Here is a 16,650-nt window from a genome sequence, read left to right as displayed (position 1 = left end):
ACTCGTGTAGACTTATAAGCTCGCCAGCACTCTTATGGCTAACAAAATCAAGACCACACCAGACAGTTTATCGATAAGTGCGGCTTTTTCACGTAGCTTTGGCAATACCGCTGAATGCGACAATACTAACGCAATTAAGGTATACCAAAGACCATCGACAATCAGCGGTGTTAATACAATCAGTCCTTTTGCAGTCATATTGTCTGCCACCATGACAAATTGACTGAAGAGAGCTAAAAAGAACAACATAATCTTGGGGTTAAATAACGAAATAGCTAAACCATCTCGTGCAGCCGTTAACGCATCAGTCGACTTACCTGCAGCTAACTTATCAGACATGCCACCTTTTGAACGCAGTGCTTGGACGCCCATGTAAGCTAAATACAATGCACCGATGATCGCTATAGCATTGAACACCATTGGCGCCTTCTTCAACACCACGGCAAGCCCTAATAACGTTACCAGTGCATACACCCCAATACCAATAGAGTGAGCCCATGCACAGATAATCCCTTTGGTTCTACCGCCACCAAGGGTATGCCTTACCACCATCGCCAAGCTAGGCCCAGGAGACATCGCTCCCAAACAACAGATAGCTAGCAAACCTAGCCATGCACTAAAACTCATTTAATTCTTTACCTATATTGCTAATATTTATATTAAGTAAACCGGCAAGAAGTATATAGTAAAAACAATATCTATTCGCGCATGTGTGACAAGCTATATGTTACAGAGTTTTTATGAGTCATTTGAAAAAATACATATTGTTTATAATGGCATGTACGTTTTTTGATACTTAATAGTGAGTAATTAACGATTGAAACTATTTGCCCTATTAAGGCTTAAGTCGGTTGTAATGAAACGGCAGCAACTACGTATTTTTCCGAGCCTCACACAAATTTCGCAAAATACATACTAATGAAAATACCAATAGCGTTATTAGGTAATTTGTTCCTAAAACTCTCTATGGCTAACACCCGACTAGGGTTAACTACGAGTTTTACACTTATTGTTTGAGTCCAGCTTCACTTATTAAATTTTGTTCATTTCGATTGAATGTCATACAGTTAAATAATAAGCTCCGTCAGTTAATTGTTCTTTATCCAATTGAATCACAAGAATAAATTAATTAAATGTAGCTAGTGTTACGGCAGTTAGTGCTTAACTTTCCTACACTGTTAATAGCTGCTTGTTATTTTGTTGCTCTACTTGAGTTGCAGCGATTACATTTATAGAAGGGACGGAATGGTATGTTGGTAAGTGGAATGAGTAATGATGGAGAGCTATTTCAGGAGCTCTTTTTATGGATCGGCCAAGATCTGCCAAAAACCACTGACGCTAAGTTTGAATATTTACAAACGCCCAACGAAATCATTGTTAAGCAATTATTACCCGATTGCATCGTGCTATCTATGCCAACGGAAGTACAAGATGAGGTATTGATGACGTTACGTCATCATGAGTTAACATCTCATTGTCTTATTTTAGTCTTGCAGGATAGTCCGCTGTCTCCGTATTTGGCTAATGGTACGTGGGATGAAGATTACACTCAGCATTATCAAACGTATAAGTCACGAAAGCAGCAGATTAAATTACGCTATTATGATGATAATGCTTACAAGCTACTGGCATACCTCTGGTTGCATCCTGAGTTTATCTTAACTCCTCAGAGTGTGCCTTCTAGTAGCACGTTATTCAATTATCCCTTACTCAACTCCTGGGGAATTGCCCCTGAAGAGAGTTTTTCTTGGCTGACCTCGCTCAAACGTAAAGGTTGGATTGAGTCTAATAGCTTAATTAATCGGGTGCGCTTTTGTGGCGCTTGTCAATCTGGGCACCTTAACTACATAGATACTTGCCCTCAATGTCAAAGTATCGAGATTGAAATGCAGGCAAGTCTGCATTGCTTTAATTGTGGCCATATTGGAAAACAGGATCGTTTCAAGAAAAAGTTGGGGCTTAGTTGTCCAAATTGCACCCAAAATCTACGTCATATTGGTGTCGATTATGATCGACCGATTGAAAATCAACATTGTAGCGGTTGTGACTCTATTTTTATTGAAGCCAATGTGGATGCTGAATGTCTACATTGTAAGGTTCACAATAAGCTAGCTGATCTGCAGGTGCGTAATATTTATGACTATCGTCTGGAGACAACTGGCAGACGTATTGTTCGTCAGGGAAAAGATCAAGGCTTATTTGCTTTGCTCCCGGGTGATGCAATGACCAACACTCAGTTTGATTGGTTAATCACCTGGCAGAACCAGTTAGCCATTCGTCATGGACATGAGCATACGATAGTCTCGATTCAAATGTTAAACCTAAATGCGTTTCTTGCACAAGAAGGGGAAACTAAGGGCTTTGCCCATCTAGATGCATTATTGGAAAGGATCAGAAGTACGATTCGTAACACTGATGCGTGCAGCTATTCACCAATTCATGGCTTATTGTTATTTTTGCCATTCACAAAAATAGATCAAATTAAGGTTATCTATAGCAAAATATTTGAGCTTAAAAGTAGACAAACGGTCTCTAATATTGAAGTTAGCATCAGGGCAATTGCACTACCGGATAAAAACTGGGGTGATGATGTTCAGATATGGTTAACAGACAAATTAGCGAGCGTGGAATCACTCTAATGCTAAGTGAGTTTAATACCATCAGCTATATCGTTCTCGATATTTGGTATCAGCTGGGTGAACATCTAATTTTCTTTGTGTGGCTCATTCCCCTTGTGCTTATGTATGAGATGCCTTTGATGATCATTGTCGTCGGAGGTATTTTACGTTGGTATTACACAACGTTTATGGTGCCGCAGAAAACATCACTGTTTAAGCCCAAAGTGTCTTGCGTTATCACTTGCTATGCCGAAGGAGCAGCTGTTAAGTCAACCATCGACTCTTTTGTCGAGCAAACTTACGATGGTGAGATTGAGATCATCGCAGTGGTAGATGGGGCTGTACAAAATGGCGATACTTATCGAGTCGCGATGGCGTGTGCTAAAGCCTGTAAGTCGAAAAATCGTCGAGTTATTGTTTTACCTAAATGGCAACGGGGTGGAAGAGTATCTACGTTGAACGCTGGTCTAAGTATGGCGTCGGGGGAAATTGTCATCAATGCCGATGCTGACACCTCTTTTGATAACGATATGGTCAATCAAGTGGTGCCCTATTTCGAAGACCCAAATGTACCAGCTTTAGGCGGGGCGCTCAGAGTAAGAAACATCACTGAATCCATCTGGACCCGAATGCAATCTATCGAGTATTTGATCTCCATGCAGGGAGGTAAAACGGGATTAGCTCAGTGGAATTTACTGAATAATATCTCTGGCGCATTTGGTGTGTTCAGGCGAGATTTTTTGATGCAAATTGGCGGTTGGGATACTCATACCGCTGAAGATTTAGACTTAACGGTAAGAATTAAACAGTATTTTAAGCGGCATCCGAACTGGAAGATCCCATTTGCAACGTTGGCGATTGGTCACACGGATGCCCCAGCAGATCTCAAAACATTAGTGATGCAAAGATTACGCTGGGATGGCGATCTGTTATTTCTCTATTTTAGAAAACATTGGCCTGCATTTACGCCAAAATTGTTAGGCTGGGGTACTTTTTTATTTACCTTATTCTATGGATTTTTACAGAATGTGTTGATGCCTTTCATTATCGTTCTTTATGGGGCTGGTATCATTTTACTCTACCCATGGCAATTTATCGCATCCATATCCACTGTAATTTATAGCCTATATTCTATGGTTTTAGTGTTTTTCTATCTCTTGGTGTTGTTGGCTATTTCAGAACGGCCGAAACAGGATTTAAGGCTAGCCATCTGGTTACCCCTATATCCATTTTATGCACTTTTTATGCGCCTAGTGTGTTTCTTTGCATTGATTAACGAGGTGGTTAGACGTTCACATGAAGAAAGCTCTATGGCTCCATGGTGGGTACTAAAGCGAGGGCGTAAATTTTGAATGATGAGTTACTAAGTTGGGCTACCAAACAAAGAATGAAGCAGGGATATTAAGATGAAAGTAAATTACCAAGCGACGCCTAAGGCTCATAAGCCAGATGTAGATAATGGCGTCGAGGTTAAATATTCTGCAGCTAAACGGGCTGGTTTTAAATTTAGATGGTACATGCTGTTATTTTTGGTGGCCTCTCCTGTCCTTTTAGTGAGTTGGATATTGGCAAAGCCTTATATCTTTGTGCTTGCTCCGGGGATCATTACAGCTGAACCATTGGAGATGAGAGCACCCAGTAAAGGTATGGTGAAAAGTGTGGAGAACCATGCCAGAGGTGAAGTAGAGAAAGGTGGAGATTTATTGGTGATTGCAGATCCAGAATTAGATGCCCAAGTTACAGAGCTCACTCGACAACTAAAGGGGCTCGAAGGGGGAGCATCCTTTGATGGAGAACAGGTATTACAAAGGTTACGTGGTCGTATAGAAGTGGCTCATCATGGTGTAAAGCGCCAAGATGATCTGCTCGTTACCTACTTAGATTTTCAGAAAAGAGGGGTGGTACCCACCTCTGATATGGCCATGGTTATGCAGGCCAATACCGCTTCTAAAATGGCATTAGAGCAGGCTAAGGTTGACCTGCTACATGAGCTTGAACGGCAACATATTCAGAGCATTGCGGGTGTAGTCACTCAAACGCGTAATCAACTTAAATCTCAACTTGCCAAGCTAAAGTCAAAACAAACAGAGATGAAGATAATGGCACCGTTTACCGGCAGGGTTGAGGACACTTTGGTACAAGTTGGTGAACAAGTAAATGTGAATCAACCCTTACTATGGCTAACCGGCAGAGATAAGCCCGTGGTATTAGCCTATTTAGATCCTAAATATCTCGAGTACGTTGAGATTGGCCAGCAAGCCACCATTAAGTTACCCAACGGGCAGGATATAAGGGGCAAGATAGAAGAACCTACTGAACTGGTGACTAAGATCCCTAAGCAGCTCTCTGGCCCTTTCGATGGTGAGAAGGCTGCACTAAAAGTAACGCTAACATTGGATGATGTTTTACCTTTCACTGTAGAGGGCGTTCCAGTTGAAATCAGTTTTGATTACCAATGGTAACTATAATCTGTATATGAAACATCAAATTGCCGTTTTTGATACACTCCTTAAGGGTTCAACTTCTCCGCCTTTTTCTGGTAAGTTGCAACGATTCGACAAGCTCATGTGATGTATAAGAGGGAAATTGTGATGCGTAATAGGACTTGATGAATACTGCTGTATTCATCAGAGTTTGTAGCCTATTTTATTTAAGAAATAGGCTACAAACTCTATGGAACTAGCACAAAATATCCATTGCAAACAGCTTTGTCTGACTATAACAATCTAATGAATCCACCGACTGATTAACGGTGCGCGTTTACCGTACGATCTGCCGCCCAATGTCTTAATCCTGCCAGCTTTTCACGCATGACAACCGATAACGGTCGTGTATTCATTAACTCTGCAATCAGAAGAGGTTGATCAACATCTTGGTTAGTGGCTCTTGCGGTATAAATGGCCGAGATAACAGCTTGCTCAATTTCAGCCCCCGAAAAACCTTCACTTGCCATAGAAAGCTGAGCTAAGTTCAAAATACTCGGATCAAGACTACGCTTTTTAACATGGATAAGAAAAATCGCTCTGCGGATCTCGTCATCCGGCAAGTCGACAAAGAAAATCTCATCCATTCGCCCTTTACGCATCAGCTCTGGTGGCAATGCGCTAATATCATTGGCTGTGGCAACCAGAAACACATCGGACTCTCGTTCGGCCATCCAAGTCAAAATAGTCCCAAGGATCCGCTTCGATGTGCCATCGTCACTGTCGCCACTGCTTAGGCCTTTTTCTATTTCATCAATCCACAAAACACACGGTGACATCACGTCAGCAAGTTCGAGCGCTTGACGAAGATTCTTCTCTGTTTCACCGATATATTTATTGTACAGCGCTGCCAAGTCCATCTTTAGCAGAGGCCTTTGCCACAATCCAGCTACCGCTTTGGCTGCTAAGCTTTTACCACTCCCCTGCACGCCTAACAGTAAAATACCTTTGGGACTGTCGATCGCACTTGCGTGACCTAATGATGGCGAACGGTGCTGCAACCATGTTTTAAGGTTATGTAAACCCGCCACTTGAGAAAAGTCGCTAGTGTCGTATTCAAACTGCAGTACCCCATCCATATTGAGCAGTTCAAACTTACCACGGTTAACAATATCGATATCGGAGTAAGTGATCGCACCGTCATCCACAATGGCTTTATGTGCCAAACGACGAGCATCATCAAAGGTCACCCCTCTTAGATTATCAGCAAGTTTTAACGCCGCTGACTCATCGACGTCAATATTAAAGCCTTGTTGATTAGCCTGCTTAACCTGCTCATTGATAATATTAAGTAGCTGAGTACTATTAGGTAATGACAGCCGAAAATGAGCGCAATAGCGCTTAATCTCTGCCGGGATCTCAAAGGCATGACTAATCAACACTATGGTGTGCTGCAGCGCTTCATACTCCAATGCTATCTCTTTAAGTAAGCGTATATTCTTGGGTTCATCAATAACAAAAGGATGAAAATCGCAAAGTGCATAGATCCCACGTTGGGTCGTCGACTTTATCTGCCCCAAAATATCGCTAGGCTCACTATTAAACTTCTGCACTCCCATGTCTTTATCGACTCGCGATAGCCCTTGCGTAATACTCCAACTGAACAGGGGTTGATACAGTACCAGCGACACCTTTTTGAGCAACTCAATGACTCGGTACTCTTCATAGGTTTCGATAATCACAATGGGGGTATTGGAACGCAAAACTGCTGTCAAATCCCTGATATCTTGCATTCTTTACTGCCTATTCAATGTAAAACCAATAATAAAGGGACCTTAACGGTCCCTTTCAACAATTGCATAACGCTGCGCTTATACACTATGCCATTAATGGAATAGATAGTTCAGCCAACCTTGCATTCTTAACAATACTTTTCGCATTATCGCCACGTGCGCAAAATGTTCAGTATAAATTGCGATATGGCCAGAAACACCAGCAGGAAAGCGTTTAATAATTTCATCCTGATCTTCTAGCTCAATCACAACGATAGCTCTACCACGTGCCATCATAATGTTAGAAGTAATAAGCCGACCACCAGACTGGATCTCCCCCTCAGCCATCGCAGGTAATATCTGCGCGACTTTGCCCTTAAAGACGACACCTGGTGCACCGTCCAAAATAACCTCGGCTTCGTCACCTTCCTGCAGTCTTAGTAAAGAGTTTTGCCAAAATGAGCCTGCAAAAATACGGTCGTCATCAGGTATGAAACTGAGCAGTGATCTCAGCGGCATAGGCACCGCTACGATCCCTGGACGTAATGCCAACTGTGTCACCATGCCATCAGCAGGCGCTCTAACAACGGTCTGATCTAGGTCAAATTGCGCTTTTTCAAGCTCGCCCTGGATCCCTGCAACTTTAGTATTGACCCCATCTACATTTGACTCAAACGCTAATCGCACTCTTAACTCGTCAGCATTGGCAGCAGTCAATTGAGCCTCTGATGCTAAATAAAGTTGGCGTTTATTATCAAGCTCTAACTCAGTAAAAGGTGAGTTTGCACCGCCTCTTTTACGACCTTTTTCGTAACGAGCATAAGCTGACTTGGTTCTATCTCTATCAGCCGTCGCTCTTACCACTGAAGCTTTAGCCATCTCCCAAGAGGCTTTCAGTTGTGGCACTTCAAGCTCTGCCGCCACTAACGCTGCGCGCTTTTGTTTTACAATGGCTGCATATCCCGTAGGATCGAGCTTAAATAATACATCACCTTTTTTGATCGATGTGTTTGGCTCAACGTCCACTGAAACGACCACTCCTCGTACTAGCGGGTTGATCGGCGTTGTAACGAACATCTCTTTAGCGAAAGGTGTGTAAGGATGGTTGTAGTTCATTAATACAATCAATGCGCCAACAATAAAGATGCCGCCTAAAATTGCTGTCGGTACCGTCCATTTTGTCAGTGGGATCTTGAATATTTTAAAAATAGCGATACAAATTGCGGTATAAGTAAGAACGAGTAATAAGTCCATGCTACGCCTTCCCCTCTAGTGATCCACTGGTCTCTTCGACAACGGGCTCGACCTGCTCAACAGCAGTATGACGGCCTTCAACAGCGGCTAACCTTTGTTCTAATTTTCTCACGGTTTCAGTCAAGCCCTTGACCTCGCTGTCTAAAATCTGTTCTTTCTCGATAACTTGGTTGAAACCCCAACCACGATCTTCGCGATACAAGGTGGCCCAGATCCACAAAAAAGGCCAGATAGCGTGTAGCGTAAAAAGGCTAACCCAGCCAGCAACATGAATAGCATCTTGCTGAGGATGATTTCGATCTTTTGCTATTTCATAAGGGATGTCGTGAATTGCTATCACACCATAAAAAATAAAAATGGCGACAAAAAAGATAATTCCTAATGCAAAGTAATCTAAAAACACAGCGCACTCCTTTAAATGTGTTAATTACGGGAATTAATTATCCCCACCGCAATAAAAACATCTTGGCAACAAATGTCGTACAAAGCCATATTTATTTGATTTAAAACTTTATATTAGCGTGCGCTTTTTTTCTAAAAATACGTGATCTGCCACACATTTATTACCTATCTTACTTTAGAAGGTTTAACCTCAGGGTAGACTAATAATCATAATAAACCTTGCCTCAAACCAGTGATATTACTTGGTGTGAGAGTAAGCCCCCTACACGACTAATAAAGGTACAAACCATGATAGGTACAGCGTTAAGTGCGGGCGCAAAACGCGCGATGCTTCTTGGATCGGGTGAATTAGGCAAAGAAGTGGCGATTGAACTGCAGCGCTTTGGGATTGAAGTGATTGCTGTTGACCGCTATGCCAATGCACCAGCAATGCAGATAGCTCACCGCAGTCACGTCATCAACATGCTTGATGCAGCAGCACTAGAGCAAGTCATTTCGTTAGAAAAACCAGACCTTGTGATCCCAGAGCTTGAAGCGATTGCCACTCAAGCATTGGTTGAGTTAGAGGCGAAAGGGGTCAACATCATCCCAACCGCCAAAGCCACTCAATTAACGATGGATAGAGAGGGTATTCGCCGTCTAGCAGCTGAAACATTAGCGATCCCCACTTCACCATACTTTTTTTGCGATACACAAACACAATTCAAACAAGCCATTACCGCTATTGGTTTACCTTGTGTGGTAAAGCCCGTAATGAGCTCATCAGGTAAGGGTCAAAGCGTTATCCGCACTGAATCTCAAATAGATGCTGCTTGGCATTATGCTCAAGAAGGCGGAAGAGCTGGCGGTGGACAGGTTATTGTCGAAGGGTTTATCGCCTTTGATTATGAGGTCACCCTACTGACGATTAGCGCGATTAATGGTATTCATTTTTGCGATGCGATTGGCCATCGTCAAGAAGAGGGGGATTACCGAGAATCATGGCAGCCACAGATTATGTCTGATGTCGTAAGGGCAAAGGCACATGACATCGGCGAGAAAGTAGTGCAAGCGCTGGGGGGTTATGGCTTATTCGGTGTCGAACTCTTTATTAAGGGTGATGAAGTTTATTTCTCAGAAGTATCACCAAGACCACACGATACCGGCATGGTCACCATGATAAGCCAAGATTTATCTGAATTTGCGCTACACGTGCGGGCTATATTGGGCTTACCTATCAGCAATATTGTTCAACACGGCCCCAGTGCATCGGCAGTGATCTTGGCAAAGGGACACTCAAACAACATTCAGTTTTCAGGTATAGCAGAAGCATTAGTTGAGCCAGATACTCAAGTTAGATTATTTGGTAAACCAGAGATAGATGGCTCAAGACGCTTAGGCGTCGCTTTAGCCAGAGACACCACGATTGAACGAGCAGTAGATAAAGCCCTCGCCTCGGCTAATAAAGTTAAGGTCATTCTCTAGTAAAAAGTTCTGTAGTCAAAAGCCCGTTAGCAAAAAGCCCTTTATGTAACGCTACATAAAGGGCTTTAATATTTTGACTGGCACCAACCGTTAGTTAACCGTGTTTACAGCGTCACCCTTTAGAAAGCCGCTAACATTATTAACCGCAATATTCAGTAGATTTTGCCTAGCCTCAATTGTTGCCCATGCATTATGCGGTGAAATACTAATATTGGGCGCCTTAAGCAGAGGATTGCTTGCTTGTGGAGGTTCGCTCGACAACACATCTACGCCGCTAAAAGCAATCTGCCCTTGCGCTAACGCATCAGCCAGCGCGAGCTCATCAACCAAGCCACCACGAGCAGTATTGATTAACATTGCAGTGGGCTTCATCTGCTTTAATACACTGCGATTAATTAACTTATCAGTACTCGCCGTTAAGGGGCAATGTAGCGAAACAATATCCGCATCTACAAACAAGCTATCTTGCGTAACCCAAGTGCAGCCAGTGGGGAGTACAACCTTAGCGTTACGAGTATTCACGATAACCCGCATACCGAATGCCTTTGCAATTTGAGCCGTCGCTTGGCCAATATCACCAAAACCTATCAAGCCTAATGTCTTACCTTTTAACGATTGCAGTGGCGATAAAGTAAAACAGAAATCTTCACTCTCAGACCACTGACCTTGCTTCACAGCCTCTGAGTGACGCGCTACCTGTTGAGTCGCGTGGAGGATATGGGCAAATACCATTTGTGCAACGGCATCAGGCCCGTAACCTGGCACATTGGTCACTAGGATCCCAAGTGCAGTGGCAGCGTCGATATCAACAACATTAGTCCCAGTTGCAAGTACACCAATATATTTAAGATTGGGCAATTGCTTGAGGGTCTTTGCATCGAGTACAGTTTTATTGGTCAGCAAAATCTCGGCATCTTTACAGCGAGCAAGTACGTCTTGTGGTGCAGTCCGTTCATAACAGGACAGCTCACCCATTGAGGCAAGAGGCTGCCAACTTAGGTCGCCTGGATTTAGTGTGTACCCATCTAAAATGACTATCTGCATCTATTATTCTCACGCTGGAATGTTGGCTGGAAAACTTAAGCGCTAAAGCTTAAGCCCTAAAACTTAAGACTTGCCCCTATATTAGCTTGGCCTTGCCACATGATGTCCGTCTGAATATTCCAAAGACAACCCTGTCCGCTGCAAAACAGTTCATTATTTGAATTTACAAAGGTCGCGTAACCCTTAACCTCAGCGAACAACGAAAATGCACTGGTTACTTGATACTCTACGCCCCCTCCTAATGCGACTGAAAAGCGGGTCTCATTAGAGTAGGCGCCGCTGGGTCTCATTTGAGTTAAACCCAAACTGGTGGTGACATAAGGCTTAACGTCTTTCATTGGAAAATACAAAGTGCCGCCGACATGAAAATAGTCAACATCCATTTTGGTGATAACATCGGGACTGAAAGTGCCGCTGGCACGTAGATCAGTCGATTGATGACTATAAAGCAGGTAAACATTGCCAGGATCTTTAGTCGTAAAACCTAACATCACGCCATAGTTTTCAGCTTCAGACACTTTGACGGTGCCATTATCTTCACTTTGGGTGCTGTAAATATCGAAATCACTCGCGCCAAAGCTATAACCACCAAAGGGGGCCACATAGACTTCAGCCACTGCGGGCAAAGAACAAAACGCGGTCAATACAAATGCTAGGCTTTTTCTCATAACAGATCCTTCTCGTTAATCATTATTATGCAGGGTTAGCGCATACCTCTATCACTCTTAACCCTATCATAAGCTGCTTGAATATCTTGAGCTTTTGTTTTTGCCAGTTCCATCATTTCTGCAGGTAGCCCTTTAGCGACTAATTTGTCAGGATGATGCTCGTTCATTAATTTACGATAAGCTCTTTTAATATCTTGGTCAGACATCGACTCTTCCATACCTAAAACATCATAAGCGTCTTCAACTGAAGTATGGTTACCATTGCCGCCATTTCGATGGAAATTGAACTCCGCCTGCCAGCGCGTAAGTAAATCGTCTAATTGCTTTTGGCTGAAGCCTAACTCTTTAGCAATGGTCGATAGAATTGAATGCTCTTTAGGATCCAAGGTGGCATCTGATAACGCCGTTTGAATTTGGATCTCTAAAAACATCTGCAATACTTCTTTGCGCCCCATTGAGATCAATCTGAAGGTTTTCAGGCAGGCATGGATATCAAAGTTACTTTCCTTTCCTTCTCTAAAGGCGGCTTGCGCATCCGCTCTAGCCTCTCCACTCAGTCGCATTTGATCCATCAACGCATTCGCGATCCGAATATCAACTTCGGTTACTTGTCCAGATGCTTTCGCCACATGGCCCATTACTGCAAAGGTGGTATTAAAAAATAGCGCTTGTCGCTTACTACTATTGCCAATCCCTGCCCGCTGACTCTGACGGCGATCGTACATATGTCCAAGCCACAAACCGAAAATACCGCCACCGATACGACCAAACATAAACCCGATAATAAAACCGAAAACTTTACCCCAAATTCGCATTACTTACCCTTTTGTATTTCACGTGTTTCAATTTGTGCCAAACGCTCTACCGTACCAACATCGCACCAATAATGATCAAAATAATCACCCACGACTTGCCCATTAGCCATAGCTTCACGCAGCAGCGGCGCGAGCGAAAATGCTTGCGCTGAGACTTGAGTAAACATCTCCGGGTGATAAACGCCCATCCCCGAAAACGTGAGCTTATTTTCCCCGAACATTGAAACCTTGCCATTTAATAGCGCAAAGTCACCCTGTGGATGTTGAATGGGATTATCGACTAACCAAAGATGCGCCAGTTCCCCTGCTGCTAAGCTTTCGATTTTAGGCAGCGCATCAATAAAGACGTCACCGTTAATCACAAAAAATGGCTCATCACCGAGTAAGGTTAATGCTTTTTTAATGCCACCACCGGTTTCTAAAGCCTGCGTTTCCTCACTATAAAAGATTTTCAGTCCCCATTTAGCACCATCACCTAGTGCCGACACCAGCTTATGGCCAAGCCACGCATGATTAATGACCACTTCTTTAAAGCCAGCCATAGCTAGCTTTTCTAAGTGATATACAATCAGCGGTTTGCGCGCCACTTCAACCAAAGGTTTTGGTAGACTATCGGTTAACGGACGTAGTCTTTCCCCACGTCCAGCCGCTAAAATCATTGCTTTCATTTTTTGGCCTTAACTGCGGGGATAATGACACTTCCAATCCATTGGCTAAATTTACTCAGCTCAGGATAGCGACTCGCTATATCACGAATATATTCCAATGTTAACGGAATATCGGCCATATAGGCAGGCTTGCCATCACGGTAATTTAGCCTCGCGAATATCCCAGCAGCTTTGATATGTCGTTGCAGTCCCATCAAGTCAAACCAGCGCTGATACTGTGAAAAACTAACCTCAACAGGCAATAACTGCGCTTCAATCACTTGTTTGTAATGAATAAGCATGAGTTCATTGACGTTATCTTCAGGCCAGCGAATGTAACAGTCGCGTAATAATGAAACCGCATCATAGGTCACAGGACCAATAACAGCATCTTGGAAATCGATAACCTTTAATTCATCGTCTTGCAGCATAATATTGCGACTATGGTAATCCCGATGCATGCCGACTTGAGGCTGCTGTCTGACATTTTCGGTTAACACCTGAAAGGCTATATCTGTCTGAGCTCGTACATCATCACTCGATAATCCAAGGTGATGTTCTGCTAGCCACTCAGTAAATATATTCAATTCCCGAAGCACAAACTCATCGTCATAAATGGGCAATGCTGCTTGATCAGTCGCGATGACTTTAGCGATATCGTTTAACAATAATAACGCTTGTTGGTAATACTGCCTTAGGTTGCTGGGGTTCAATACCGATAATAACTGCACATCGCCGAGATCGCTAAGCAACATAAAACCTTGCTCAGCATCACTAGCGATCACTTTAGGCACAGGTATTCCGGATCTTGAATAAGTTTCAGCTATCTGTATAAACGGAGTGATTGGCACCAGTTTAGGGGGGGAATCAACTACAATATAAGAAACTGAACCAACAATAACTCGAAAGTAACGTCTAAAACTGGCGTCTCCCGAAATAAGTTCCGGTGACACATTGGTGCTAAAATACTGGTTTACCCATGCATTTAACTGAAGAAATCTAGGATCTGACAAGGGCACCTCATGGCTCTCAAGAAGAAATTGCTTTATTATAACGACAAAATGGAAACAGCTAAGCGATTGAAACAAATTATTTGGCTGAGTTGCCCAAGAAAGGGTTCAACTTTTCTCTTCTTCAATAGTCCAAACTAAGAAATCATAATTAATTGACCTAAGATGCAGATCCGTTATTTTCTGGCCTTGAGCCTGCTTCCCCAATTAGCCTTGGCAAATGACGCCAATACTGCAACTGTTGAAAGTTCACAGTGCATTATTGAGCCTCCTGTTAAGCCTTATGTGCCTCTGTATGATTTAGATAATCCTGCAGATCTTGAACGTATCTCCATTATTTCTGACCGCTCTGAAGCTCAAATGGGCAAACAAGCTAAATTCAATGGCGATGTTAGCTTCAGTCAAGGTGGCAGAAACATCTCCGCTGACGAAGCGATTCTTGATCAAGAAGCTGAAGAACTAGCCGCTAACGGTAATTTAGTATTTCAAGATGAATTTTTCACCGTCACGGCCGACTCTTTAGTTGCAAAAATGCGCAGTAATAGCGCGACGTTACAAGGCGCTAAATATTGGCTTAATGGCCAACAGATCCATGGCGATGCCAATAAGTTAGAGATCACCAAAGAAAACAACTTGTTGATGTCGAAAACCAATTTTACAACCTGTCCCGCTGATTCACCTGCATGGTTGTTAGAAGCAGATAGAATCAAAATTGATAGTAAAGAAGAGTGGGGAGAGATTTGGGACGCCAAGCTAAAAATTGGTGGTGTACCAATTATGTATATTCCATACATGACAATTCCCGTCTCAGATAAACGAAAATCTGGTTTTTTATTCCCGTCCTTTAGTACCAGTACTACTAACGGTTTTGAAATAGCGACACCTTATTATTGGAATATCGCGCCAGAGTTCGATCTAACATTTACCCCTAACTATATGTCTGCTCGTGGCTTGTACACTAAAACCGAATTTCGGTATCTCGCTGGCGAAAAGCAACAAGGTCAACTGAACTTTGAATTTTTACCCGATGATAACAAGTTAACCAATAGCCCTAACCGTTACCTTTACCATTGGGAACATAGCGGTGCAATAGACAAAAACTGGCGCGTACTAGCAAATTATACCGACGTATCAGACAATAACTACTTCAACGATCTGAATTCAGATGTACAGCGCGCTACCGATAACCAATTGACGCGTATTGGTGAAATTAGTTATTTTGAAGAAAACTGGGATATTAGTGGTCGCGTACAAGATATCAAGGTACTTGGAGAGGAAGAGAAACCTTACCAAGTCATGCCGCAGTTCACCTTTAACTACCGAGCACCTGAATATTGGAATGGCTTTGATGTTAACTTGATGAGCGAAGTCACCAACTTCTCACATCAGGACAGTGAATACTCAACCGCTACGCGCTTACATATTGAGCCAAGCATCTCCTACCCAATTCATGGCCCAGCGGGCTCATTGACGAGCGAAGTCAAACTGCTGCAAACCAATTATTGGCAAGAAGACAATTCAAATCGATCAACTTCAACACTTGATGACACTGTTAGTCGAACTTTACCGCAAGTACGAATTCACGGTCAGATCAATTTTGAGCGCTTTACTGACTATTTTGATACTAATTACCGCCAAACCTTGGAACCGCAATTCCAATACCTTTATGTTGGCTATGAAGATCAATCTAACATCGGTATTTACGATACAGCGCAGTTACAAGAAGACTATAACGGACTCTTTCGTGAGCGCCGTTTTTCAGGCTTAGATCGCATTGCAGACGCGAATCAGTTTACGTTAGGTTTAACCACCAAACTGTTTGATGAGCAAAACAAAGAAATATTTAAATTTAGCTTGGGACAAATTATTTACTTAGAAGATAGCCGTGTCGGTCTTAATGACGTTAATGGCAGTACTGATAACTTTGTCCAAGAAAACACTTCGAACTCAGCTCTTGCTGCAGAACTAAGCACCCAGCTTTATGCTGATTGGTTCTTAAGTGGCTCAATTCAATATGATGCCAAAGAGAGTGAGAATAAGAAAAGTGAGCTCACGGTTGATTATCGCCCAGGCAAGAATAAACTGCTGCAAGCAAGCTATCGCTATGTCCCCGACCTGCTAAACACCAATACCAACGAGTCGGTTGATATTAAACAAGTCGGCTTTAGAGGTGCATGGCCAATTAATGACAGCTTATATTTGGTTGGAAACTGGTATTATGACCTCAATGAAAGCCGCAGCGTTGAAACCTATACCGGATTTCAATATGAAGCATGTTGCTGGGCACTCCGTTTGAGTTATCATTACCGCATTAAGACCAATTACATTGACGAAGACAACCCAGTCAATGATACTCGAGAACTATTTGAAAGCGGTGTTTACCTGAATTTTGTGATAAAAGGTTTAGGTGGCTCAGGTCCGTTAGGGGTCTCCGATATGCTTAATGATGGCCTCTTTAACTATCGCAAACCACTTTATTTAAAGAACTAAATTAACAAAATTAGCTAAAATGCTGAACCTAGCCGATGACAAG

14 protein-coding genes are annotated in these 16,650 nt (G+C 42.8%); 5 read left to right on the top strand and 9 right to left on the bottom strand.

Features of this window, described 5'->3' with window-relative positions:
- Positions 1–12: 12 nt before the first annotated feature.
- Positions 13–627 carry a LysE family translocator gene (locus tag CXF83_RS06185; protein WP_101091357.1) on the bottom strand — a complete coding sequence of 205 codons (615 nt, stop codon included), beginning with the start codon at positions 625–627 and terminating at the stop codon, positions 13–15.
- Between the two features lie 623 nt (positions 628–1,250).
- On the opposite strand from CXF83_RS06185, the gene CXF83_RS06180 reads away from it, so the two are divergent.
- The 3 genes from CXF83_RS06180 to CXF83_RS06170 are packed head-to-tail and all read left to right on the top strand — an operon-like array spanning position 1,251 to position 5,080.
- Positions 1,251–2,639: a hypothetical protein gene (locus CXF83_RS06180; RefSeq protein WP_101091356.1), complete on the top strand. Its 1,389-nt coding sequence runs from the start codon at positions 1,251–1,253 to the stop codon at positions 2,637–2,639.
- On the top strand, positions 2,639–3,970 hold the full coding sequence (locus CXF83_RS06175) for a glycosyltransferase family 2 protein (RefSeq protein WP_101091355.1): 1,332 nt from the start codon (positions 2,639–2,641) through the stop codon (positions 3,968–3,970). Before CXF83_RS06180 ends, CXF83_RS06175 begins: the two co-directional genes overlap by 1 nt.
- Positions 3,971–4,024: 54 nt before the next feature.
- Complete coding sequence (locus tag CXF83_RS06170; RefSeq protein ID WP_101091354.1) at positions 4,025–5,080, top strand: HlyD family secretion protein; 1,056 nt, start codon at positions 4,025–4,027, stop codon at positions 5,078–5,080.
- Between the two features lie 284 nt (positions 5,081–5,364).
- Here CXF83_RS06170 and CXF83_RS06165 read toward each other — a convergent pair whose 3' ends face one another.
- The 3 genes from CXF83_RS06165 to CXF83_RS06155 form a co-directional block, all read right to left on the bottom strand.
- Positions 5,365–6,834 carry an AAA family ATPase gene (locus CXF83_RS06165; protein ID WP_101091353.1) on the bottom strand — a complete coding sequence of 490 codons (1,470 nt, stop codon included), beginning with the start codon at positions 6,832–6,834 and terminating at the stop codon, positions 5,365–5,367.
- Positions 6,835–6,927: 93 nt separating this feature from the next.
- The gene (locus tag CXF83_RS06160) at positions 6,928–8,067 is read right to left on the bottom strand and encodes an HlyD family secretion protein (RefSeq protein ID WP_101091352.1); all 1,140 of its coding nucleotides are present in this window, start codon (positions 8,065–8,067) and stop codon (positions 6,928–6,930) included.
- A gap of 1 nt (position 8,068) precedes the next feature.
- A complete protein-coding gene (locus tag CXF83_RS06155) occupies positions 8,069–8,470 on the bottom strand; it encodes a DUF3302 domain-containing protein (RefSeq protein WP_101091351.1) in 402 nt (133 codons plus the stop codon).
- A gap of 287 nt (positions 8,471–8,757) precedes the next feature.
- Between CXF83_RS06155 and purT the strand changes: the two genes are divergently transcribed.
- Complete coding sequence (gene purT, locus CXF83_RS06150) at positions 8,758–9,933, top strand: formate-dependent phosphoribosylglycinamide formyltransferase (RefSeq protein ID WP_101091350.1); 1,176 nt, start codon at positions 8,758–8,760, stop codon at positions 9,931–9,933.
- 90 nt (positions 9,934–10,023) lie between these two features.
- Here purT and CXF83_RS06145 read toward each other — a convergent pair whose 3' ends face one another.
- The 5 genes from CXF83_RS06145 to CXF83_RS06125 are packed head-to-tail and all read right to left on the bottom strand — an operon-like array spanning position 10,024 to position 14,126.
- A complete protein-coding gene (locus CXF83_RS06145; protein WP_101091349.1) occupies positions 10,024–10,977 on the bottom strand; it encodes a D-2-hydroxyacid dehydrogenase in 954 nt (317 codons plus the stop codon).
- A gap of 56 nt (positions 10,978–11,033) precedes the next feature.
- Entirely contained in the window at positions 11,034–11,645 is a 612-nt protein-coding gene (locus CXF83_RS06140; protein WP_101091348.1) for an outer membrane beta-barrel protein, read from the bottom strand.
- A 35-nt stretch (positions 11,646–11,680) separates the two neighbouring features.
- Positions 11,681–12,460, bottom strand: coding sequence for a co-chaperone DjlA (djlA, locus tag CXF83_RS06135; protein ID WP_101091347.1), 780 nt, complete (start codon positions 12,458–12,460; stop codon positions 11,681–11,683).
- A complete protein-coding gene (murU, locus tag CXF83_RS06130; protein ID WP_101091346.1) occupies positions 12,460–13,128 on the bottom strand; it encodes an N-acetylmuramate alpha-1-phosphate uridylyltransferase MurU in 669 nt (222 codons plus the stop codon). The genes djlA and murU overlap by 1 nt, the downstream gene beginning before the upstream one ends.
- Positions 13,125–14,126: an aminoglycoside phosphotransferase family protein gene (locus CXF83_RS06125; RefSeq protein ID WP_101091345.1), complete on the bottom strand. Its 1,002-nt coding sequence runs from the start codon at positions 14,124–14,126 to the stop codon at positions 13,125–13,127. The genes murU and CXF83_RS06125 overlap by 4 nt, the downstream gene beginning before the upstream one ends.
- 156 nt (positions 14,127–14,282) lie before the next feature.
- On the opposite strand from CXF83_RS06125, the gene lptD reads away from it, so the two are divergent.
- The gene (gene lptD / locus CXF83_RS06120) at positions 14,283–16,607 is read left to right on the top strand and encodes an LPS assembly protein LptD (protein ID WP_101091344.1); all 2,325 of its coding nucleotides are present in this window, start codon (positions 14,283–14,285) and stop codon (positions 16,605–16,607) included.
- Positions 16,608–16,650 lie beyond the last annotated feature (43 nt).

The sequence above is a fragment of the Shewanella sp. Choline-02u-19 genome (genome assembly GCF_002836205.1).
Classification (GTDB): Bacteria; Pseudomonadota; Gammaproteobacteria; order Enterobacterales; family Shewanellaceae; genus Shewanella.
The sequence above is the reverse complement of the archived record's forward strand: the minus strand, read 5'-3'. Positions and strand labels throughout refer to the sequence as shown.